Here is a 20879-nt window from a genome sequence, read left to right on the forward strand (position 1 = left end):
GCCGCCCGCTCCGCCGCCACGCCCGCAACCCCGCACCCCCGAACCGGCACCCACTGCTTCCGGGTGGAAGCCGGTGCCCGCTGAGGGGCAGTGGATTCCGGCGGGAGAGCCCGGCAGCCACTGGGCCGCCGCGCACGCCAACGGCGACCAGGGCGAGTATGTGGGCCGCCGCCGGGCGCCGGACCAGGTCGAGCCCGAGCCACCCCGCGGCAAGCATTCCGCGGCGGGTGAGGAGCCGACGGAGGCACCTGCTGCACCGGAGGCGCCGGCCGAGCCCGACGCCGACGGCGGCGCGCACACCGGTGGCCAGTCGGTGGCCGAGCTGCTGGCTCGGCTGCAGGCGGCCCCGTCGGGCGGTGGCAGGCGTAGGCGCCGCGAGGACTGAGCTAGGCTCGTACCCGACCGTCCGGTACCCGCGCCGCGGGACCGGAACGAAGCCATGAGGATCAGCGAGGTCGACTGCGATGGTGCAGCCTCCCGCGGGCGGTGATGTTCCGCACGACGGATTCCGCCCGGCCCGGCTCACGATCGGTGTCATCTCCGCCGGTCGCGTCGGCACCGCCATGGGCGTCGCACTCGAACGCGCCGAACACGTCGTGGTCGGCTGCAGCGCGGTGTCTGCGGCGTCCCGGGACCGCGCTCGACGGTGGCTGCCCGACACCCCGATCCTGCCCGTCGACGAGGTTGCGCGGCGGGCGGAGCTGCTGTTGCTGGCCGTACCGGACGCGGAACTGTCCGCGCTGGTGAGCGGGCTGGCCGCCACCGGCGCGGTGCGCCCCAACACGATCGTGGTCCACACGTCCGGGGCCAACGGCATCGGAGTTCTTGCGCCGCTTGCCGACCGGGGCTGCATCACGCTGGCGATCCATCCGGCGATGACGTTCGTCGGCACCGACGAGGACGTCGACCGATTGCGTGGCACCTGTTTCGGGGTGACCGCCGGTGACGACATCGGATACGCCATCGCGGCCTCGCTGGTGCTGGAGATCGGCGGTGAACCCTTCCGTGTCCGCGAGGACGCAAGGACGCTGTATCACGCGGCGCTGGCGCACTCCAGCAACCACGTGGTGACGGTGGTCCTCGACGCGGTCGACGCGCTGCGCGCGGCCCTGTGGGGGCAGGAACTACTGGGGCAGGAGCTGGTCGGGGACGTCCCGGGCGGTCTTCCGGAGCGGATCATCGGCCCACTGGCGCGGGCAGCGCTGGACAACGCCCTCCGGCGCGGTCAGGCAGCCCTGACCGGTCCGGTCGCGCGTGGCGACGCGGCCGCGGTGGCCGGCCATCTGCAGGCCCTCCGTGAGGTCAATCCCGATCTGGCGCAGGCGTATCGGACGAATTCGTGGCGCACGGCCCAGCGTGCGCACGCCCCGCAGGAAGTACTCGAGGTGTTGTCGGAAGCAGGACAATCATGACCAGGCGCGATACCCCGAAATTCACTGCGGGGCAATTGAATGTGTACACGCGACCCGGCGACGTCGCAGCTGTGACGCGTGCGTTGCGCGCCACCGGCAGGCGGATCGTGCTGGTGCCGACGATGGGTGCGCTGCACGAGGGCCACCTGACGCTGATCCGCGCCGCCAAGCGGGTGACGGGCGCGGTGGTCGTGGTGTCGATCTTCGTCAATCCGCTGCAGTTCGCCGCGAACGAAGACCTCGGCGCCTATCCGCGCACGCTGGACGCGGATCTCGACGCGCTGCGGGCCGAAGGCGTGGACATCGCGTTCACCCCGACCGCCGACGACATGTACCCGAACGGAATGCGGACCACCGTGCATCCGGGCCCGCTCGGCGCCGAGCTCGAAGGTGCCTTGCGCCCAACACATTTCGCCGGAGTCCTGACCGTCGTGTTGAAGTTGTTCAATACCGTGCGCCCGGACCGGGCCTACTTCGGCGAGAAGGATTTCCAGCAGCTCGCGCTGATCCGGCAGATGGTCCTCGACCTCGACCTCGAGGTCGAGATCCAGGGCGTGCCGATCGTGCGGGAGCCCGACGGCCTGGCGATGTCGTCACGCAACCGCTACCTCGACGCGGTGCAGCGTGAGCAGGCGGGCGCGTTGTCGGCGGCGCTGCTGGCCGGGATGTACGCGGCAGGGGAGGGAACCGCGGCGGCGGTGGACGCCGCGCGCGCGGTCCTCGACGAGGTGCCCGCGATCGAGGTCGACTACCTGGAGGTGCGTGACGCGATGCTGGGACCGGCGCCGGAGGTGGGGATGGGCAGGATGCTGGTCGCCGGCCGACTGGGCGCGACCAGACTTCTGGACAACATCGCCATCGACATCGGGGTGCCGTCGGGCCCGGGGCGGCAGGCCGAGTTCGATGAACACGAATTACCCTGGAGGAACTGATGTTCCGGACTATGCTGAAGTCCAAGATCCACCGCGCCACCGTGACGCAGGCTGATCTGCACTACGTCGGATCGGTGACGGTCGACGCCGACCTGATGGACGCCGCGGATCTCATCGAAGGTGAGCAGGTCACGATCGTCGACATCGAGAACGGTGCGCGACTGGTCACCTACGTGATCACCGGTGAGCGCGGCAGCGGCGTGATCGGAATCAACGGCGCGGCTGCTCATCTGGTGCATCCGGGCGATCTGGTGATCCTGATCGCCTACGGCACCATGGAGGACGCCGAGGCCAGGGCCTACCGGCCCAGGGTGGTGTTCGTCGACGCCGACAACCGTCCGATCGACCTGGGTGTCGACCCGGCGTACGTGCCGCCGGACGCCGGCGAACTGTTGTCGCCGAGGTGATGTCGTGCTACTAGCCATCGATGTCCGCAACACCCACACCGTCGTCGGGTTGATCTCAGGATCCGGTGACCACGCGAAGGTCGAGCAGCACTGGCGCATCCGCACCGAACCGGAGGTGACGGCCGACGAACTGGCGCTCACCATCGACGGCCTGATCGGTGACGACGCCGAACGCCTCACCGGCGCCGCGGGACTGTCCACCGTGCCCTCGGTGCTGCACGAGGTGCGGGTGATGCTCGACCAGTACTGGCCGTCGGTGCCGCATGTGCTGATCGAACCGGGGGTACGTACCGGCATCCCGCTGCTGGTGGACAACCCGAAGGAAGTCGGTGCCGACCGCATCGTGAATTGCCTTGCCGCATACCACAAATTCGGTACCGCATCGATCGTGGTCGACTTCGGGTCGTCCATCTGCGTCGACGTGGTTTCGGCGAAGGGTGAGTTCCTCGGCGGTGCGATCGCCCCTGGTGTGCAGGTCTCCTCCGACGCGGCCGCCGAGCGCTCGGCGGCGTTGCGGCGCGTCGAGCTGACCCGGCCCCGCTCCGTGGTCGGCAAGAACACTGTCGAGTGCATGCAGGCAGGTGCGGTCTTCGGATTCGCCGGTCTGGTGGACGGCCTGGTGAGCCGGGTACGGGACGACGTCGACGGTTTCGGCGGCGGCGACGTCAACGTGGTCGCCACCGGGCACGGGGCCCCGCTGGTGCTCGCCGATCTGCGCACCGTCGAGCACTACGACCGGCACCTGACCCTCGACGGTCTGCGGCTGGTGTTCGAACGCAACCGCGACAGCCAGCGGGGCAAGCTGAAGCAGGCCCGCTAGTCAGAAGAACGTGCGGATCAGGTCCACGACCCGGTCGTCGGCGTCCAGCACGGGAAGCAGCCGCCACTTGTCGAAAAGCGTGCAGGGGTGCGAGATCCCGAACCGCAGCCACTGACCCACCCCGGCGGCACCGCCGGGCCCGAGTTCCAGGTAGGCATGCTGGTCGTTGAGCTTGGTGACGGTGCCTACCGCCGGCGCCAGCGCAACCGGCAGCCCCTGGTCGAACGGCACGTCGCGGCGGCCCATCGTCAGGATCGCCAGATCGGGTTCCGGCCGCGAGACGACCTGTGCGTGCACCTCGAGCGCCGGACGCAGGCCGGTGCGGCCCCCGCGCGTCAGCGGGGACGTGTTCGCGTACAGGCCGTGGTCGTGCGTCAGATAGCAGCCGCTGCGCAGCACGGTGCGCACCGACAGGCCCGACAGGCCCGACGGCCAGCCGGTCAGCGCTTCCGCGACGTCGTCGAAATACGTGCTGCCGCCCGCGGTGACGAGGACGTCGTCGGTCTCGAACAACGCCGACAGCCGGATCACCGTCGCGCGCAGCTGCGCCAGGTGCGCGGTCACCGCGGCGACCGCCTCTGCGGTGAGGGTCTGCGACAGTGCGGCCTCGTACCCGGCCACCCCGACCAACCGAAGTCGCGGGGAATTGACCACGGCGCGGGCCACCTCGTCGGTGTCGGCCTCCGAGCGGCACCCGGTCCGTCCGTGCGGCATGCCCACCTCGACGCAAACATCGACCCGGCGCCGGGCGCCGGGCAGCGCGTCGGACATCAGCTCGACACCGCGGACCGAATCCACCCAGCACACGAATCGCAGGCCGGGATCGCGGTCCAGCTCGGCGGCCAGCCAGCGCAGCCCGGCCCCGTCGACGAGTTCGTTGGCCAGCACCAGGCTGCGCACGCCGAACGCGCGGTACACCGCGGCCTGGCCGATGGTGGCGACGGTGACGGCGCAGGCGCCCGCGGCGAGCTGGCGCGCGGCCAGCTGCGGGGACATGTGCGTCTTGCCGTGCGGTGCCAGCTCGACACCCCGGTCCCGGCACCAACCGGCCATCGTCTGCAAGTTGTGGGTCAACGCCTCGTCGCGCAAAACGCACACCGGGCCGATGGCGCCCGCGCCGAACAGCTCCGGGCGCTGCGCGACGATCTGGGCCGGGGTGCGGCCCCACCACTGCGCCGGGATTCCCTTGAAGCTCCAGTCCAGCGGCTGATCGGACAGGGCGCGCACCCCGGTGCGGTATACGGCCATGTCGATCGGCGCGTTGACGGGGACGGTCATTGGTTCATTTAAGCTGGCACGTCGTGACGTCCCCCGATTCTCCTGACGACATCCCCGAGCAGTTCCGCATCCGTCAGGGCAAGCGTGACCGGTTGTTGGCCGAAGGGCGTGACCCGTATCCCGTCAAGGTCGACCGCACCCACACCCTCGCGGAGTTGCGTGCCGCGTATCCGGACCTGCCCGCCGACACCAAGACCGGTCAGAAGGTCGGGGTGGCGGGGCGCGTGATCTTCGCCCGCAACTCCGGCAAGCTGTGCTTCGCCACGCTGCAGGAGGGGGACGGGACTCACCTGCAGGCGATGATCAGCCTCGACCAGGTGGGTCAGGACTCGCTCGACGCGTGGAAAGCCGACGTCGACCTGGGCGACATCGTGTTCGTGCACGGTGAGGTGATCAGTTCCCGGCGCGGCGAACTCTCTGTGCTGGCTGACTCCTGGCAAATCGCATCCAAGGCGCTGCGGCCGTTGCCGGTCGCGCACAAGGAGATGAGTGAGGAGTCCCGCGTCCGCCAGCGCTACGTCGACCTGATCGTGCGTCCGGAGGCCCGTGCGATCGCCCGCCAAAGGGTGGCGGTGGTGCGCGCGGTCCGGAACGCGCTGGAGCGTCGCGGATTCCTCGAAGTCGAGACCCCGATGCTGCAGACCCTTGCGGGCGGGGCCGCGGCGCGGCCTTTTGTGACGCACTCCAACGCGCTCGACGCCGACCTTTACCTGCGCATCGCTCCGGAACTGTTTCTGAAGCGCTGTGTGGTGGGCGGATTCGACCGGGTCTTCGAGTTGAATCGGAACTTCAGAAACGAGGGCGCGGATTCCACGCATTCACCGGAATTCGCGATGCTCGAGACTTATCAGGCCTACGGAACCTACGACGATTCCGCGCTGGTGACACGTCAACTAATTCAGGAGGTCGCCGACGAAGCCATCGGGACCCGCCAAGTGCCATTGGCCGATGGCTCTGTCTACGACCTCGACGGCGAATGGGACGACATTCAAATGTATCCCTCATTGTCTGAAGCACTCGGCGAAGAGATCACCCCGCAGACCGCTGTACCGCGTCTTTGGCGGATCGCCGACGGTTTGGGCGTCGAGATTCCCCGCGACCGCGGATATGGGCACGGGAAATTGGTCGAGGAACTGTGGGAATTCACGGTCGGCGACAAGTTGTGGGCGCCCACCTTCGTGCGTGACTTCCCGGTCGAGACCACACCGCTTACCCGACCGCACCGCAGTATCGAGGGAGTGACGGAGAAATGGGACCTCTACATCCGTAACTTCGAGCTGGCGACCGGATACTCCGAGTTGGTCGATCCGATCATTCAGCGGGAACGCTTCGAGGAGCAGGCCCGTGCGGCCGCGGCGGGCGACGACGAGGCAATGGCGCTCGACGAGGATTTCCTGGCGGCCCTGGAGTACGGGATGCCGCCCACCACAGGAACCGGAATGGGCATCGATCGCCTGTTGATGGCGTTGACAGGACTGTCGATTAGGGAGACGGTTTTGTTCCCGATTGTTCGCCGACACGGCAACTGAACCGCCGCGAATCGGGGTTTGTTGAAACAGCCCGCTCTTTTATGGCACATTGGTGCTCTAGATGGGGCGTATGCGTCCATCTGAGACGCACGAAAGGCAGCAGGCTAATGGCGAAGAAGGTAACCGTCACGTTGGTCGACGATTTCGACGGCGAAGGCGCCGCCGATGAGACGGTTGAATTCGGTCTCGATGGCGTCAGCTATGAGATCGACCTCTCCGCCAAGAACGCCGCAAAACTCCGCACGGATTTGAAGCAATGGGTCGAAGCGGGTCGGCGTGTCGGCGGCCGGCGGCGCGGCCGCGCCGTCGGGAACGGCCGGGGCCGCGCGGCGATCGATCGCGAGCAGAGCGCGGCAATCCGCGATTGGGCCCGTCGCAACGGCCACAATGTCTCGACCCGGGGCCGAATTCCGGCCGACGTGATCGACGCGTTCCACGCAGCAACGTAACGGTTCATTGCCGGCTCGCGTCGGGTAGCTTTTCCGTTCGCTAGCGGCGAACCATCGCCTGCGGGCGTCCGGAAACGATTTCCGGCACCGTCGCGTTGCTAGTAGCAGCGTCGGAGCCGCACTTCTGTCGTGTTCATGGTCATTTTCGCCAGGGGCCGACAGGCGGGGCACGCGACGTCGCCGACCATTACAGTGGACGGCGTAGGTGCAGAGCACTCGATAACCACCGCCAGCATCAGCATGGCGCCGCAGTGCGAGCACCTCCATATATGCGATGGAGAGCAGGTAACCACGGATGTTCGAAAGATTCACCGACCGTGCGCGTCGGGTTGTCGTCCTGGCTCAAGAAGAGGCCCGGATGCTCAACCACAACTACATCGGCACCGAGCACATCCTGCTGGGACTTATTCACGAGGGTGAGGGCGTTGCCGCCAAGTCACTCGAATCGCTGGGCATCTCCCTGGAGGGTGTGCGCAGCCAGGTCGAGGAGATTATCGGCCAGGGACAGCAGGCGCCGTCCGGGCACATCCCCTTCACCCCGCGGGCCAAGAAGGTGCTCGAGCTGAGCCTGCGCGAGGCGCTGCAGCTCGGCCACAACTACATCGGCACCGAGCACATTCTGCTCGGCCTCATCCGTGAGGGCGAGGGGGTGGCCGCCCAGGTGCTCGTCAAGCTGGGTGCGGAACTCACCCGGGTGCGCCAGCAGGTGATCCAGCTGCTGAGCGGCTACCAGGGCAAGGAGACCGCCGAGGCCGGTACCGGAGGCCGCGGCGGCGAGGCGGGCAATCCGTCCACGTCGCTGGTTCTCGACCAGTTCGGCCGCAACCTGACCGCCGCCGCGATGGAGGGCAAGCTCGACCCCGTCATCGGTCGCGAGAAGGAAATCGAGCGGGTCATGCAGGTGCTGAGCCGCCGCACCAAGAACAACCCGGTGCTGATCGGTGAGCCCGGCGTCGGCAAGACCGCCGTCGTCGAGGGGCTGGCGCAGGCGATCGTGCACGGCGAGGTCCCGGAGACGCTGAAGGACAAGCAGCTCTACACGCTGGATCTGGGCTCGCTGGTCGCGGGCAGCCGCTACCGCGGTGACTTCGAGGAGCGCCTGAAGAAGGTGCTCAAGGAGATCAACACCCGCGGTGACATCATCCTGTTCATCGACGAGCTGCACACGCTCGTCGGCGCGGGTGCCGCCGAGGGGGCGATCGACGCCGCCAGCATCCTCAAGCCGAAGCTGGCCCGCGGCGAGCTGCAGACCATCGGCGCCACCACCCTCGACGAGTACCGCAAGTACATCGAGAAGGACGCCGCCCTGGAGCGCCGGTTCCAGCCGGTGCAGGTGGGCGAGCCGACGGTGGAGCACACCATCGAGATCCTCAAGGGTCTGCGGGACCGCTACGAGGCGCACCACCGCGTCTCGATCACCGACTCGGCGCTGGTCGCGGCGGCCACCCTGGCCGACCGCTACATCAACGACCGGTTCCTGCCGGACAAGGCGATCGACCTGATCGACGAGGCCGGTGCCCGCATGCGGATCCGCCGGATGACCGCGCCGCCGGACCTGCGCGAGTTCGACGAGAAGATCGCCGACGCGCGCCGGGAGAAGGAATCCGCGATCGACGCGCAGGACTTCGAGAAGGCCGCGAGCCTGCGCGACAAGGAGAAGCAGCTGGTCGCGCAGCGCGCCGAGCGTGAGAAGCAGTGGCGCTCAGGCGATCTCGATGTGGTCGCCGAGGTCGACGACGAGCAGATCGCCGAGGTTCTCGGCAACTGGACCGGTATCCCGGTGTTCAAGCTGACCGAGGAGGAGACCACGCGTCTGCTCCGCATGGAGGACGAGCTGCACAAGCGGATCATCGGCCAGGAGGATGCCGTCAAGGCCGTCTCCAAGGCGATCCGCCGCACCCGCGCCGGGTTGAAGGACCCCAAGCGCCCGTCGGGCTCGTTCATCTTCGCCGGCCCGTCCGGTGTCGGTAAGACCGAGCTGTCCAAGGCGCTGGCCAACTTCCTGTTCGGCGACGACGACGCGCTCATCCAGATCGACATGGGCGAGTTCCACGACCGCTTCACCGCATCGCGGCTGTTCGGCGCCCCTCCCGGGTACGTCGGCTACGAAGAGGGCGGCCAGCTCACCGAGAAGGTGCGCCGCAAGCCGTTCTCCGTGGTGCTGTTCGACGAGATCGAGAAGGCCCACCAGGAGATCTACAACAGCCTCCTGCAGGTGCTCGAAGACGGCCGCCTGACCGACGGTCAGGGCCGCACGGTCGACTTCAAGAACACCGTGCTGATCTTCACCTCGAACCTCGGTACGAGCGACATCAGCAAGGCGGTCGGGCTCGGCTTCACCCAGGGCGGCGGCGAGAACAACTACGAGCGGATGAAGCAGAAGGTTCACGACGAACTCAAGAAGCACTTCCGTCCGGAGTTCCTCAACCGCATCGACGACATCATCGTGTTCCACCAGCTGACTCAGGACGAGATCATCAAGATGGTCGACCTGATGATCGGCCGGGTTTCCAAGCAGTTGGCGGCCAAGGACATGACGATGGAGCTGACCGACAAGGCCAAGTCCCTGCTGGCCAAGCGCGGCTTCGATCCGGTGCTGGGCGCCCGGCCGCTGCGCCGGACCATCCAGCGCGAGATCGAGGACCAGCTGTCGGAGAAGATCCTCTTCGAAGAGGTCGGCCCCGGCCAGCTCGTCACCGTCGACGTCGAGGGCTGGGACGGCGAGGGCGCGGGCGAGGATGCGAAGTTCACGTTCATCGGCACCAAGAAGCCGGTGAAGATCGAGGAGCCGGATCTTGCGCAGGCCGGCGCGGCAGGCGGGCCCAGCGCGGCCGAGTAACACCAGCGACACGCACAAGCGGGCGGTCACCTTCCCTTTTTCAACCCGAGGGGGAGGGTGACCGCCCCGCTTGCTTTACGATGCTCGAGTAATCGACGGATATCGGAATCTGGTGAGAGTCCAGAACGGTCGCGCCACTGTCAGAGTCAGACCCGGATCCGTCGCGCAACTGGTTGGGACGCGAAATCCCGGAAAGGAACCACAATGACCTCACCTGACCTGAGCAAGACATCCGCGAGGGCCATCGACTTTTCGGGGACCAAGGCGGCGCTCTGGCTCTCGATCACAGCCTTCCTGGCGCTTGTGGTTCTCTACTTCATCGGCATGGACCAGGGTGCGACCTCGGTGTTCGGCAGCAACACCTACATCCACGAATTCGTGCACGACGCACGTCATCTGCTCGGTTTCCCCTGCCACTGATCTCAGCGGCAGAAGGGATAACCGAAAATGGAGAAACAGATCATCGGGCGAGGCCTGCTGGCCGGCGCCGTCGCAGGCGTGCTCGCTTTCCTGTTCGCCCGGATCTTCGTCGAGCCCCAGATCCAGCTGGCCATCGGCTACGAAGAGGGCGTCGGCGCCGCACATGAGGCCCTCGAAGCCGCAGCGCACACGGGCCATTCACACAGCCACGGTGACGGCGGCGGGTTCACCCGCGGTGTGCAGATGAACATCGGTATGGGCTTGGGCGTGCTGCTGTTCAGCCTGGCCGTCGGTGCGTTGTTCGCCGTCGTGTTCGCCGTCGCGTACGGCCGGGTCGGAAATGTGTCGGCGCGGCTGCTGTCGCTGTACGTGGCCGGCGGCATGCTGTTGAGCCTCTACGTCGTGCCCACCCTGAAGTATCCGGCCAGCCCGCCGGCGCTGAGCCTGGACGAGACGATCCGTCAGCGCACGCTGCTCTACCTCGCGATCGTCGTGTTGTCGGCGGCGCTGCTGATCGGCGCGGTCTACCTCGGGAGGCGGTGGGCGTCGAAGCTCGGGGCGTGGAACGCCGCCGTGGCGGCCGGTGCCGGCTACGTGGTCGCGATCGCCGTCGTGATGCTGATCCTGCCGTCGATCAGGGAGACGCCGGGTCCGCTGGTCGACGACGCGGGCACCATCGTCTACGAAGGGTTCCCGGCCGACGTGCTCTACGAGTTCCGGCTGTACTCCCTGGGCACCCAGGTCGTCATCTACACGACGATCGGTCTGGTGTTCGCGGCGCTGGTGTCTCGGTTGGTCGGCGACCGGAAGCAGTCCGTAGCACCGTGAGTCCCGGTGAGTGAGGTCGTCCGGCTGACCCTCGTGTCACATGCCATGACCGATGCGATGGCAGCCGGACGATTTCCCACCGACGAATCGGTGAATCAGCTCGGGCGCGACCAGATCCACCGGGTGGATCTGGGGCCCGCCGGGCCGGCCTTCTGCGGGCCCGAGGCGCGCACCCAGCAGACGGCGGCGCTGCTCGGTCTGCGGGCGACGGTCGAATCCGGGCTTGCCGATCTGGACTTTGGGCGCTGGCGCGGTGACGTTCTCGGAAGGGTCCCGCCCGACGAGATGACCATCTGGCTCACCGATCCCACCCGCGCGCCGCACGGCGGCGAATCGGTGGTCGAGCTGATCGCCCGGGTGGGCCGGTGGATGGATTCGCTGACCACTGGACGCACTGAGCGCACCCGCGTGGTCGCCGTCACCCACCCCGCGGTGATCCGGGCGGCGATCCTGGTGGCGCTCGATGCGCCGCCGAAGTCGTTCTGGCGCATCGATATTGCGCCTGTCAGCCGCACGGTGATGCACTTCCGCGGCCATGCGTGGACCCTGCGCTCGGCGCCTTAGTCAGCCATTGGGAACGAGGTCGAAGGTCTGCCGGGCGATCGACATCAGCCATGCCGCGGCGGTCTGACTGCGGAACTCCGGCCAGTTCGACTGCAGGCTCACCACCCAGGGCTGCCCGGACGCGTCGACGGCGTACCAGCTGAACGTCAGGTCGCCGGGCAGGTTGCCCGCCTTGGCGCCGATGTAGGGCCACTCGTCGCGGTCGAGGTCGATCCCGGGAACCGCGGACAGGATGTCCCTGACCGGTGCGGCCTCGCCCACCGCGCCCTTCTGCAGCGCGGCGTGCAGCCGACAGATGTCGGCGGCGCTGCCGTACCACTCCGCACCGATGTCGGACGCCGGCAGGTGGGTGCGCTTCGGATCCGGTTCATAGGGACGCGAATTCGTCTGCTGAAGTAGCTGGGCGCGTCCCTCCCGGGTGGCCCGCTTCCACTGCTCACGGAGGTCGGGTGTGCCCCAGCCGACCGAGAACAACTCGTGCATCGTGGGGAACGGCGTCATGCTCGCGGGGTCGTGATGTCCGGCGGCGACCAGAGCCCGTTCGATGGCGCCGGGCCCCAGCCGTTCGATAAGCAGATCGGTGGCCATGTTGTCGCTCGCCGAGATCATCTGCTGGGCGGCCTCGCGCACGGACACCGTGGCGCCGGGCTCGAGCTCGTCGAACGCCGAGGAGCCGACCGCCTTGGCCCCTTCGGTGATCGTCAGCGCATCGGTCCACTCGAGCGTGTCGGCCTTGACCGCTTCGGCGACGGCGAACAGCACGTAGAGCTTGAAGATGGACGCCAACGGCAACGACGTGTCGGTGTTGGTGCCTGCCACCTTCACGCACTGCCCGTCGGTCACCTTGGCCACCTGGTAGGAGTAGCGCGCCCCGGACTTGGTCAGCTGCTCGTCGATGTCGGACCACGTGGCGATCTTCGGGGGGACCAGCTGCACCTGGAACCGGTCGACCATGCCCGCCTCGTCGGTACGCAGCTCGATCGTCTGCGCGACCCCGTAGGAGGTCAGGACGTCGAGCTTCGCGTGCCCGGCGCCGACGTCGACGTTGGTGACGGTGAACGGCCTGTCCCACCAGATTCTGTCGAGCGTGACGCCGACGTGCTCGACGGCCTCGGGCGCCGCGAGTGTGCGCACGCCGACCTCGCCGATGGGCCAGTCGCTGTTGAGCATGTCCATGGTCTGCTTGGCGCGCAGACCCTGCGGCGTGTTGATCTGGATGGGTGCGCCGTACGCGGCGTCCGCCGGCGCCGGACGCGTGGCGGCGCACCCGCAGGCCAGGGACGCGACGCAGACGAGTGCGACCGCAGCGGTGGTCGCTCTGCGCCGGGCCCGGCCTGCGTAACGCCTAGGTGTCAGTCCCCGCAACGTCGAGTACAACCTCGAACTCGAGAAGCGACGCACCTGTGGCCACCGGGTTGGCGCGCTCGCCTGCGTGTGCCTCGACGGCCGGACCGGTCGCCCAGGCTTGGAAGGCCTCTTCGGAATCCCACTGCGTCACGACGAAGTAGCGGTTGTCGCCCTTCACCGGACGCAGCAGCTGGAAGCCGAGGAAGCCCGGCTGGTTGTCGACGGCGTGCGCGCGGTGGGCGAACCGCTTCTCCAGCTCCGGACCGGCGTCCGGCGGAACCTCGATTGCGTTGATCTTCACCACAGGCGTCTTGGTGGACATGATCATCAGGCTACCGCGCCCGATCGGCATGATGACCTGATGGATCTGCTGACGTTCCGCGGTGGCGAGGGTCGGCCGCTGGTTCTCGTGCACGGCTTGATGGGCAGGGGGACCACCTGGCCGCGGCAGCTGCCGTGGCTGACGCGGCTGGGACGGGTCTTCACCTACGACGCGCCGTGGCACCGCGGCCGCGACGTCGCCGACGCGCACCCGATCGGCACCGAGCGCTTCGTCGCCGATCTCGGCGACGCCGTGCAGCAGCTCGGGGAGCCGGCGTTGATGGTGGGCCATTCGATGGGCGCGCTGCATTCGTGGTGCCTGGCGGCGGCGCGCCCGGAACTGGTGGCCGGGGTGGTCGTCGAGGACATGGCGCCGGACTTCCGGGGCCGGACCACGGGTCCGTGGGAGCCGTGGGTGCACGCGCTGCCCTTCGAGTTCGCCACCGCGGATGAGGTGTATGCCGAATTCGGGCCGGTGGCCGGTCAGTACTTTCTCGAGGCTTTCGATCGCACGGAGACGGGCTGGCGCCTGCACGGCCTGCCCGAGAAGTGGATCGAGATCGCCGCGGAGTGGGGGACGCGGGACTACTGGGAGCAGTGGCGGGCGGTGTCGGTGCCGACGCTTCTGCTGGAGGCCGGCGCCTCGGTCACTCCGCCGGGTCAGATGCGTGCCATGGCCGAGATGGCCCACCGGGCGACGTATCTGCACGTGCCCGGCGCTGGCCATCTCATCCATGACGACGCTCCCGGGAAATACCGGGATGCCGTGGAGGCGTTTCTAACGTCGTTCACCCGAGACGCCTGAGGCGGGCCAGCTCGGCTGCTGTTCAAACCGGGTGCGGATGGCGTCGGTGTCGTGCTGCATGCGAGACCAGTCGCGGTCGTCGGACAACCGGCCGGTCAGCGGGGCCGCCCACCGGAATTGGTCGAGATGGACGCGCAGCGCGCCGGCGCGGTTGGCGGCCCAGCACAGCAGCCCGGCCAGGGCGAACGGGGCGAGAAGGATGAGGAAGGCCAATGCAGTGCTCATGGCAGCAATAGTGCGTTCAGGCAATATCCCGCCAACAGTGGCAGGAGCGACATCTGTCGATAAGATACTGCCATGGCGATAAGAAGCGTGTCGGCGCTGGTGCTCGACAACCTCGCGATGTTCGAGTTCGGGGTCATCTGCGAGGTGTTCGGCATCGACCGCTCGGCCGACGGCGTGCCCAACTTCGACTTCAAGGTGTGCGGGCCCGAAGCCGGCAGCCCGCTACGGACGTCCGTGGGGGCGACGATCATCCCCGACCACGGGTTGGACCACCTGGTCGGAGCGGATCTGGTGGCCATCCCGGCGATCGGCGGCTCCGACTATCTGCCCGAGGCGCTCGACGCCGTCCGCCGCGCAGCCGAATCCGGCTCGATCATCCTGACCGTGTGCTCGGGGGCGTTCGTCGCAGGCGCTGCCGGGTTGCTCGACGGGCGACCGTGCACCACGCACTGGATGCATGCCGACGAGCTGGCCCGTATGTATCCGACCGCGAAGGTCGACCGCAACGTGCTGTTCGTCGACGACGGCAACCTGATCACCAGCGCGGGCACCGCGGCGGGCATCGACGCCTGCCTGCACCTGGTGCGCCGTGAGCTCGGTAGCGAGGTGACCAACAAGATCGCCAGGCGGATGGTGGTGCCGCCGCAGCGCGACGGCGGCCAGCGGCAGTACATCGACCAGCCGATCCCGGTGAAGTGTTCGGAGCGGTTCGCGCCGCACCTGGACTGGATCCTGGCCAACCTGGACAAACCGCACACCGTCACGACGCTGGCGCGCCGCGCGCACATGTCCGGCCGCACCTTCGCCCGCCGCTTCGTCGAGGAGACCGGTCGCACGCCGATGCAGTGGGTCACCGACCAGCGGGTGCTGTTCGCGCGCCGGATGCTCGAAGAGACGAACCTGGACATCGACCGCATCGCCGAGCAGTCCGGCTTCGGCACCGCGACGCTGCTGCGGCATCATTTCCGCCGCATCATCGGCGTCACCCCGTCGGACTACCGCAGGCGGTTCAACTCCACGGCGTCCGAGGACGTCGCGGTCATCGCGTAGAGGTGGCGTGACGCAGGTCACTTTCTGTCACGTGGCGGCACCGGGCGGTGTCTAGAGGGCATGACTGATCACAATGCACCCACGAAGGTCGTCGTCATCGGCGGCGGCTACTCCGGAACGCTGGCGGCGAACCACCTGCGGCTGCGCTCCGATGTCGACATCACGCTGGTCAACCCTCGGCCCAAGTTCGTCGAACGCATCCGGCTGCATCAGTTGGCGGCCGCAGGCCGCGACGCGACCGTCGACTACGGCACGCTGCTCGGCGAGGGCGTCCGGCTCGTCGTCGACAGCGCGTCCCGCATCGACACCGCCGCCCGTAAGGTGCGGCTCGCGTCGGGCCGTCAGCTGGACTACGACTACGTCGTCTACGCCGTCGGCAGCACCGGCGCGCCGCCGGCGGGAGTGCCCGGGGCGGTCGAATTCGCCTATCCGGTAGCCGAACTCGAACAGGCCGACCGGCTGCGCGCCGCGCTCGACGACCTGCATCCCGCGGCGCCGGTCACCGTGGTGGGCGCCGGGCTGACCGGCACCGAAACCGCCGCCGAGCTCGCCGAGGCCGGCCGCAACGTGACGCTGGTGTGCGGCGGCGGGCTGCTCCCGACGTTCTCCGCAGCGGGTCGCAGGTCGGCCGCCAGGTGGCTGCGGCGGCACGGGGTCGCCGTACTCGAGTCCGACACAGTCGCCGAGGTTCGTGCCGGCGCGGTGGTGTTCGCAGACGGAGCGGTGCGCCCGAGCGCATTGACCGTCTGGACCACCGGGTTCGGTGTGCCAGACCTCGCTGCCGTCAGCGGGCTGGCCACCGACGACATCGGGAGGCTGCTCACCGACGAGACCCTGACCAGCGTCGACGACCCGCGAATCGTGGCGGCTGGTGACTGTGCGGCGCCGTCGGGCGCGCCGCTGAGGATGTGCTGCGCATCGGCCTCGCAGCTCGGCCCACAGGCGGCCAACACCGTGTTGAGCCGGATCGCCGGCGAGCAACCCTCGGATTTCGACTACGCGTTCGCGGGGTCGTGCGTCAGCCTGGGCCGGCGGACCGGGATCCTGCAGTTCGCCCGCAAGGACGACTCTCCGGTGTCGGTCTACATCGGCGGGCGGGTTGGGGGCTCGCTCAAGGAGGCGATCTGCAAGGGCACGCTGTGGGGGCTGCGCCGCGGGGCCCGCAAACCTGGTTCGGCAATCTGGTTCAAGGGCGGGCCACGCCCAGGGCAGCCGGCGGTGCGTCCGAGGGCGGTCACGCAGTCGTGACGGCCTCAACGGACGAGCACGGTGAGCGGTTCACCGTCCTGCGGCCGCTGCTGTTCACCATCGCCTACGAAATACTGGGCAGCGCAACTGAATCCGAAGACGTGCTGCAGGACAGCTATCTGCGGTGGGCCGACGTAGACCTCGCAACCGTGCGCGATACGAAGTCATACCTCGCCCAGCTGGTGACCCGCGAGGCGCTCAACGCGCTGCGTGCCCGGTCGCGTCGGCGTGAGGAGTATGTCGGTCCCTGGCTGCCGGAGCCGCTGCTGCTCGACGAGCGTGACGCGTCCGCCGACATCGTGCTGGCCGAGTCGGTCTCGATGGCGATGTTGGTTCTGCTCGAGACCCTCACGCCCGACGAGAGGGCGGTTTTCGTGCTGCGTGAGGTGTTCGGCTTCGACTACGACGAGATCGCCGGGGCGGTCGGCCGGTCGACACAGGCGGTCCGCCAGATCGCGCACCGCGCAAAGGAACACGTGCATGCGCGACGCAAGCGGTTCGGTCCCGTGGACTCGCGCAGGACCACACAGATCACCGAGCAGTTCCTGACCGCTGCGGCCACCGGTGACATGGAGGAACTGGTGTCGATGCTGGCACCCGGTGCGACCTGGACCGCAGACCACGGCGGAAAGGCCACAGCCGTCCGCAGGCCCGTGGCCGGGGCGCGCAAGGTGGCGGCAATCATGGCCCGGGTTTTCCAGGTGGTCAGGAAGACGCCACAGATGCGGCTCGAGACAGCGGTGTACAACAGCGCGCCCGCGGTGGTCGTCTACACCGAAGACCACCTGGAGGGAGTCCTGCTGTTCGAGGTGGTCGACGACAAGATCACCAACCTGTACGCGATGCGGAATCCGGACAAACTGACGGGCATCACCATCCCACGGAAGATCACCCGTTAGTCAGGATCCCGCCTCGCCGCACAGCGCGAACCGGCCGTCGGCGGTCTGCTCCACCAGCCCGTCGACGAGCAGCGAGTCCAGCGCCCGGTCGCGCTGGGCGGTGTCGGTCGTCCACGCCACGTCGAGCTCGGCTCGGGTCACCGGAGAATCGCTGCCGCGCAACACATCCAGCAGGCGTCCGCGGGCCTGACGGTCGGTACCCGCGTATTTCTGCGCCCGGCGTGCCGGGCCGGTGCCTGCCGGGAACCCTCGCGCGCGCCACGCGCACCTCTGCAGCGGGCACACACCGCACCGCGGGGCGCGGGCCGTGCACACCGTCGCGCCGAACTCCATGAGCGCCACCGAGAATCGGGGTGCGGTGTCGTCGGCGGGCAGCAGTGTCTCGACGTCACCGAGGTCGCGGGACGACGGGGATCCGGCGTCGGCCAGGCCGTGGACCGCGCGCGCCACCACCCGACGAACGTTGGTGTCCACCACGGGAACCCGCTGCCGGTAGGCGAAGCACGCGACCGCGCGTGCGGTGTAGGTCCCGATCCCGGGCAGTGTCAGCAGCGTTTCGACGTCGTCGGGCACCGTGTCGTCGTGGTCGGTCGCGATCACGGTGGCGCACTCGTGCAGCCGCTTGGCCCGCCGCGGATACCCGAGCTTGCCCCATGCCCGCAGGATGTCGGCCGGGCCGGCGGCCGCCGTCGCCGACGGCGTCGGCCAGCGCGCGATCCAGTCCAGCCAGATCGGCTCAACACGGGCCACCGGGGTCTGCTGCAGCATGAACTCGCTGACCAGGATTTGCCACGCCGAGACACCCGGCCGGCGCCACGGCAGGTCGCGTTGGGCGTGCTCGTACCAGTCGAGCAGCGCATCGGGATCGATCATCGGCACTGGTTGGGGCAGAATGACGACCATGCCCAACACCAACCCTTTGACCGCGTGGAAAGCACTCAAGGAGGGTAACGAGCGCTTCGTCGCAGGCAAGCCCGAACATCCCAGCCAGAGCATCGAGCGCCGCACCAGCCTGGCCGCGGCGCAGAAGCCGACAGCCGTGGTCTTCGGGTGCGGCGACAGCCGCGTCGCCGCGGAGATCATCTTCGACCAGGGGCTGGGCGACATGTTCGTGGTCCGCACCGCCGGTCACGTGATCGACGGCGCCGTGCTCGGATCGATCGAGTACGCCGTCTCGGTGCTCCACGTGCCGCTGATCGTGGTGCTCGGACACGACAGTTGTGGGGCGGTAGGGGCGACGCTGGCGGCGCTCGACGAGGGCGAGGTGCCCGGCGGATACATCCGCGACATCGTCGAGCGGGTGATGCCGTCGATCCTGCTGGGCCGTCGGGACGGGCTGACCCGTGTCGACGAGTTCGAGGCGCGCCATGTCACCGAGACCGGCAAGCAGCTGCTCAGTCGGTCCACCGCGATCGCCGAGGCGGTGCGGGACGGGAAGCTGGCGATCGTCGGGCTGACGTATCAGCTGGCCGACGGGAAGGCCGTGCTGCGCGACCATATCGGTGACATCGGCGAAGCCTGACCGCGACACGCCGGGTCACGTCGGACAACGCGGCGTGACCTGGCCTTACCGTGATGTTGTGCTGGATCTAGAACCACATGGGCCGCTGCCCAGGCAGATTTACTGGCGCCGCAGGGCGCTTGCGCTCGGTATCGCCGCGCTGGTCATCGGCATCGTCGTCGCTGTGGTCGCGGTCGTGGTGATGAACAGCACGAGCAACGAGCAGCCGACGGCGAACGAGTCGGCGGCACCGGCGGCCGAGGCCGCCCCGCCACCGCTGCCCGGCGAGAACCCCGAGGTCAAATCGCCGATCCAGCCGCCGGCGCAGCAGGCGCCGCCGCCCACCCCGACGCCGACGGCCGCGGTGGTGCCGCCGCCGATCCTCAAGGAGGGGGACGACTGCCCCGACTCCACGCTGGCGGTCAAGGGCATCACCAACCAGCCGCAGTACGTCGTCGGGGATCAGCCGAAGTTCACCATGGTCGTCACCAACATCGGCCTGGTCGCCTGTCAGCGGGACGTGGGGGCGGCTGTACTCGCGGCCTACGTGTACTCGCTGGACAACCAGCGCCTGTGGTCGAACCTGGACTGCGCGCCGTCCAACGAGACGCTCATCAAGACGTTCCAGCCCGGGGAGCAGGTGACCACCGAGGTCACCTGGACCGGTATGGGTTCGGCGCCGAACTGCCCGTTGCCCCGTCAGCCGATCGGGCCCGGCACCTACAACCTGGTGGTCCAGTTGGGCAATCTGAGATCGGCGACGGTGCCGTTCATCCTGGCCCAGCCGGCTCAGGCTCCTCCGCCCGCGCCCGCGGACGGAGCGCCTCACCTGCCGGTCCCCGGACCGGTCGGCTGAGCTCAGCCGAGGCGGTCGGCGATCGTCGACTCGGCCAACTGGGACAGGCCCTCCCTGATGTGGCGCGCCCACATCGAGCCGATGCCGTCCACCGACTGCAGGTCGGTGGCGGTCGCCGCGAGCAGCCCCTGCAGTGACCCGAAGTTGCGGACCAGCAGGTCGACGTGGGCGAACTGCAGTCTCGGAATGCCGGACATCGCCCGGTAGCCGCGGGAACTCATCGCCGAGTCCTGCGCCTCGGCAGTCGACGGATAGCCGAAAACCCTTGCCAGCGTGGTGAAGTCGAGAAGTTCGCTGTCGGAAAGTGCGTCGAGCTCCTCCAGCGTCGCGGTCACCTGCGCCGACGTCGGCGGGTCGGGGTTGGCATGGTAGTCGCGCACGAGCAGCTCACGGTCGGTGTCGTTGTCTCCGACGAGCTCGTCGAGCTGGAGCTTGAGCTGGCGTCCGTCGGTGCCGAGCTCGACCACATCGGAGTCGATCTCCAGGCTGATCCGGCGCACCATCTCCAACCGCTGCACCACGGTCATCACGTCGCGCAACGTGACGAAGTCCTCGATCTCTGCCATCGACAGCTGCCTGCTCACCTCGTCGAGCCGCGTCTTGTAGCGCTCGAGGGTGTCGATGGTCTGGTTCGCGCGCGACAGGATGGTCGCCGACTCCGGGACCACGTGGCGTTCGCCTGCGACGTAGACGGTGACGATGCTCATCGAGTGGCTCACCGAGATCACCGGGTAGCCGGTCTGGATCGCGGTCCGCTCGGCCGACCGGTGCCTGGTCCCCGACTCCTCGGTGGGGATCGACGGGTCCGGCACCAGCTGGACGTTCGCGCGAAGGATCCGGCTGCCGTCGCTGGACAGCACCACCGCACCGTCCATCTTCGACAGCTCGCGCAGTCGGGTCGGTGCGTAGCGCACGTCGAGCGAGAAGCCGCCGTCGCAGATTGTCTCGACACTGTCGTCGTAGCCGATCACAATCAGGGCGCCGGTCCGGCCGCGCAGGATGCGCTCCAGCCCGTCCCGCAGGGGTGTGCCCGGAGCCAGCCGGGCGATCGTCTCCCGCAGCGTCGGGCGCACCAGCGGCACCACCGTGCGCGCGGCCCGGGCTGACGACGACTTCACGGCCACATCTTCTCCACGCTCTGCCCTGGAC

At 68.4% G+C, this 20879-nt stretch carries 22 protein-coding genes and 1 pseudogene; 17 read left to right on the forward strand and 6 right to left on the reverse strand.

Translation table 11 applies throughout. The features are described from left to right. The 5 genes and pseudogenes from BN976_RS25675 to BN976_RS25695 all read left to right on the forward strand — a co-directional run. Positions 1-385, forward strand: a pseudogene (locus BN976_RS25675) (DUF6779 domain-containing protein); the annotation flags it as partial. A 79-nt stretch (positions 386-464) separates the two neighbouring features. Further along, positions 465-1412 (forward strand): Rossmann-like and DUF2520 domain-containing protein, encoded by a 948-nt coding sequence (locus tag BN976_RS25680; RefSeq protein WP_011782504.1) that lies wholly within the window; start codon positions 465-467, stop codon positions 1410-1412. Further along, positions 1409-2344 carry a pantoate--beta-alanine ligase gene (gene panC, locus BN976_RS25685; RefSeq protein WP_036375261.1) on the forward strand — a complete coding sequence of 312 codons (936 nt, stop codon included), beginning with the start codon at positions 1409-1411 and terminating at the stop codon, positions 2342-2344. Before BN976_RS25680 ends, panC begins: the two co-directional genes overlap by 4 nt. Next, positions 2344-2751: an aspartate 1-decarboxylase gene (panD, locus tag BN976_RS25690; RefSeq protein WP_011782502.1), complete on the forward strand. Its 408-nt coding sequence runs from the start codon at positions 2344-2346 to the stop codon at positions 2749-2751. The genes panC and panD overlap by 1 nt, the downstream gene beginning before the upstream one ends. Before the next feature lie 4 nt (positions 2752-2755). Next, complete coding sequence (locus BN976_RS25695; RefSeq protein WP_011782501.1) at positions 2756-3571, forward strand: type III pantothenate kinase; 816 nt, start codon at positions 2756-2758, stop codon at positions 3569-3571. Here the strand turns inward: BN976_RS25695 and BN976_RS25700 are convergent, their stop codons facing one another. After that, complete coding sequence (locus tag BN976_RS25700) at positions 3572-4849, reverse strand: alanine racemase (protein WP_051558562.1); 1278 nt, start codon at positions 4847-4849, stop codon at positions 3572-3574. Between the two features lie 23 nt (positions 4850-4872). Here BN976_RS25700 and lysS point away from each other — a divergent pair, with 23 nt between their 5' ends. The 6 genes from lysS to BN976_RS25730 all read left to right on the forward strand — a co-directional run bounded on the left by lysS (position 4873) and on the right by BN976_RS25730 (position 11478). Beyond that, entirely contained in the window at positions 4873-6378 is a 1506-nt protein-coding gene (gene lysS / locus BN976_RS25705) for a lysine--tRNA ligase (RefSeq protein ID WP_036375264.1), read from the forward strand. 107 nt (positions 6379-6485) lie between these two features. Then, on the forward strand, positions 6486-6827 hold the full coding sequence (gene lsr2 / locus BN976_RS25710; RefSeq protein ID WP_036375266.1) for a histone-like nucleoid-structuring protein Lsr2: 342 nt from the start codon (positions 6486-6488) through the stop codon (positions 6825-6827). Positions 6828-7122: 295 nt separating this feature from the next. Continuing rightward, complete coding sequence (clpC1, locus tag BN976_RS25715) at positions 7123-9666, forward strand: ATP-dependent protease ATP-binding subunit ClpC (protein WP_011782497.1); 2544 nt, start codon at positions 7123-7125, stop codon at positions 9664-9666. 204 nt (positions 9667-9870) lie between these two features. Continuing rightward, positions 9871-10086: a CbtB domain-containing protein gene (locus tag BN976_RS25720; RefSeq protein ID WP_011782496.1), complete on the forward strand. Its 216-nt coding sequence runs from the start codon at positions 9871-9873 to the stop codon at positions 10084-10086. Positions 10087-10113: 27 nt separating this feature from the next. Next, the gene (locus tag BN976_RS25725) at positions 10114-10914 is read left to right on the forward strand and encodes a CbtA family protein (RefSeq protein WP_011782495.1); all 801 of its coding nucleotides are present in this window, start codon (positions 10114-10116) and stop codon (positions 10912-10914) included. A 6-nt stretch (positions 10915-10920) separates the two neighbouring features. Next, positions 10921-11478 carry a histidine phosphatase family protein gene (locus BN976_RS25730; RefSeq protein WP_011782494.1) on the forward strand — a complete coding sequence of 186 codons (558 nt, stop codon included), beginning with the start codon at positions 10921-10923 and terminating at the stop codon, positions 11476-11478. Here BN976_RS25730 and BN976_RS25735 read toward each other — a convergent pair whose 3' ends face one another. Both BN976_RS25735 and mhuD read right to left on the reverse strand, forming a co-directional pair. After that, the gene (locus BN976_RS25735) at positions 11479-12843 is read right to left on the reverse strand and encodes a serine hydrolase (RefSeq protein ID WP_011782493.1); all 1365 of its coding nucleotides are present in this window, start codon (positions 12841-12843) and stop codon (positions 11479-11481) included. Next, positions 12824-13147, reverse strand: coding sequence for a mycobilin-forming heme oxygenase MhuD (mhuD, locus tag BN976_RS25740; protein ID WP_036375545.1), 324 nt, complete (start codon positions 13145-13147; stop codon positions 12824-12826). Before mhuD ends, BN976_RS25735 begins: the two co-directional genes overlap by 20 nt. 39 nt (positions 13148-13186) lie before the next feature. Here mhuD and BN976_RS25745 point away from each other — a divergent pair, with 39 nt between their 5' ends. After that, positions 13187-13951 (forward strand): alpha/beta fold hydrolase, encoded by a 765-nt coding sequence (locus BN976_RS25745; protein ID WP_036375268.1) that lies wholly within the window; start codon positions 13187-13189, stop codon positions 13949-13951. On the opposite strand, the gene BN976_RS25750 is transcribed toward BN976_RS25745, so the two are convergent. Further along, on the reverse strand, positions 13925-14176 hold the full coding sequence (locus BN976_RS25750) for a hypothetical protein (protein WP_036375270.1): 252 nt from the start codon (positions 14174-14176) through the stop codon (positions 13925-13927). The two genes, BN976_RS25745 and BN976_RS25750, sit on opposite strands and share 27 nt — an antisense overlap. Positions 14177-14248: 72 nt before the next feature. Here BN976_RS25750 and BN976_RS25755 point away from each other — a divergent pair, with 72 nt between their 5' ends. From BN976_RS25755 to BN976_RS25765, 3 genes are read left to right on the forward strand one after another with little or no spacing between them, the layout of a single operon-like run. Continuing rightward, positions 14249-15226 (forward strand): GlxA family transcriptional regulator, encoded by a 978-nt coding sequence (locus BN976_RS25755; RefSeq protein WP_036375271.1) that lies wholly within the window; start codon positions 14249-14251, stop codon positions 15224-15226. A 60-nt stretch (positions 15227-15286) separates the two neighbouring features. Beyond that, on the forward strand, positions 15287-16474 hold the full coding sequence (locus BN976_RS25760) for an NAD(P)/FAD-dependent oxidoreductase (RefSeq protein WP_036375273.1): 1188 nt from the start codon (positions 15287-15289) through the stop codon (positions 16472-16474). Then, positions 16471-17373: an RNA polymerase sigma-70 factor gene (locus BN976_RS25765; protein WP_036375276.1), complete on the forward strand. Its 903-nt coding sequence runs from the start codon at positions 16471-16473 to the stop codon at positions 17371-17373. Before BN976_RS25760 ends, BN976_RS25765 begins: the two co-directional genes overlap by 4 nt. Here the strand turns inward: BN976_RS25765 and BN976_RS25770 are convergent, their stop codons facing one another. Further along, positions 17374-18246, reverse strand: coding sequence for an iron-sulfur binding domain-containing protein (locus BN976_RS25770; RefSeq protein WP_036375548.1), 873 nt, complete (start codon positions 18244-18246; stop codon positions 17374-17376). Positions 18247-18274: 28 nt separating this feature from the next. Here BN976_RS25770 and BN976_RS25775 point away from each other — a divergent pair, with 28 nt between their 5' ends. Both BN976_RS25775 and BN976_RS25780 read left to right on the forward strand, forming a co-directional pair. After that, the gene (locus tag BN976_RS25775) at positions 18275-18895 is read left to right on the forward strand and encodes a carbonic anhydrase (protein WP_011782485.1); all 621 of its coding nucleotides are present in this window, start codon (positions 18275-18277) and stop codon (positions 18893-18895) included. A gap of 58 nt (positions 18896-18953) precedes the next feature. Continuing rightward, on the forward strand, positions 18954-19730 hold the full coding sequence (locus BN976_RS25780) for a hypothetical protein (RefSeq protein WP_199559012.1): 777 nt from the start codon (positions 18954-18956) through the stop codon (positions 19728-19730). A gap of 2 nt (positions 19731-19732) precedes the next feature. Here the strand turns inward: BN976_RS25780 and disA are convergent, their stop codons facing one another. Beyond that, positions 19733-20854 (reverse strand): DNA integrity scanning diadenylate cyclase DisA, encoded by a 1122-nt coding sequence (disA, locus tag BN976_RS25785; protein WP_011782483.1) that lies wholly within the window; start codon positions 20852-20854, stop codon positions 19733-19735. Positions 20855-20879 lie beyond the last annotated feature (25 nt).

This window comes from Mycolicibacterium austroafricanum (genome assembly GCF_000612725.1).
Lineage (GTDB): Bacteria > Actinomycetota > Actinomycetes > Mycobacteriales > Mycobacteriaceae > Mycobacterium > Mycobacterium austroafricanum.

What these genes read in the sequence shown, in the direction of transcription:
- BN976_RS25680 (WP_011782504.1), top strand. Translation starts at nt 465, where the DNA reads ATGGTGCAGCCTCCCGCGGGCGGTGATGTTCCGCACGACGGATTCCGC.
- panC (WP_036375261.1), top strand. Translation starts at nt 1,409, where the DNA reads ATGACCAGGCGCGATACCCCGAAATTCACTGCGGGGCAATTGAATGTG.
- panD (WP_011782502.1), top strand. Translation starts at nt 2,344, where the DNA reads ATGTTCCGGACTATGCTGAAGTCCAAGATCCACCGCGCCACCGTGACG.
- BN976_RS25700 (WP_051558562.1), bottom strand. Translation starts at nt 4,849, where the DNA reads ATGACCGTCCCCGTCAACGCGCCGATCGACATGGCCGTATACCGCACC.
- lsr2 (WP_036375266.1), top strand. Translation starts at nt 6,486, where the DNA reads ATGGCGAAGAAGGTAACCGTCACGTTGGTCGACGATTTCGACGGCGAA.
- clpC1 (WP_011782497.1), top strand. Translation starts at nt 7,123, where the DNA reads ATGTTCGAAAGATTCACCGACCGTGCGCGTCGGGTTGTCGTCCTGGCT.
- BN976_RS25720 (WP_011782496.1), top strand. Translation starts at nt 9,871, where the DNA reads ATGACCTCACCTGACCTGAGCAAGACATCCGCGAGGGCCATCGACTTT.
- BN976_RS25725 (WP_011782495.1), top strand. Translation starts at nt 10,114, where the DNA reads ATGGAGAAACAGATCATCGGGCGAGGCCTGCTGGCCGGCGCCGTCGCA.
- mhuD (WP_036375545.1), bottom strand. Translation starts at nt 13,147, where the DNA reads ATGTCCACCAAGACGCCTGTGGTGAAGATCAACGCAATCGAGGTTCCG.
- BN976_RS25745 (WP_036375268.1), top strand. Translation starts at nt 13,187, where the DNA reads ATGGATCTGCTGACGTTCCGCGGTGGCGAGGGTCGGCCGCTGGTTCTC.
- BN976_RS25750 (WP_036375270.1), bottom strand. Translation starts at nt 14,176, where the DNA reads ATGAGCACTGCATTGGCCTTCCTCATCCTTCTCGCCCCGTTCGCCCTG.
- BN976_RS25755 (WP_036375271.1), top strand. Translation starts at nt 14,249, where the DNA reads ATGGCGATAAGAAGCGTGTCGGCGCTGGTGCTCGACAACCTCGCGATG.
- BN976_RS25760 (WP_036375273.1), top strand. Translation starts at nt 15,287, where the DNA reads ATGACTGATCACAATGCACCCACGAAGGTCGTCGTCATCGGCGGCGGC.
- BN976_RS25770 (WP_036375548.1), bottom strand. Translation starts at nt 18,246, where the DNA reads ATGATCGATCCCGATGCGCTGCTCGACTGGTACGAGCACGCCCAACGC.
- BN976_RS25775 (WP_011782485.1), top strand. Translation starts at nt 18,275, where the DNA reads ATGCCCAACACCAACCCTTTGACCGCGTGGAAAGCACTCAAGGAGGGT.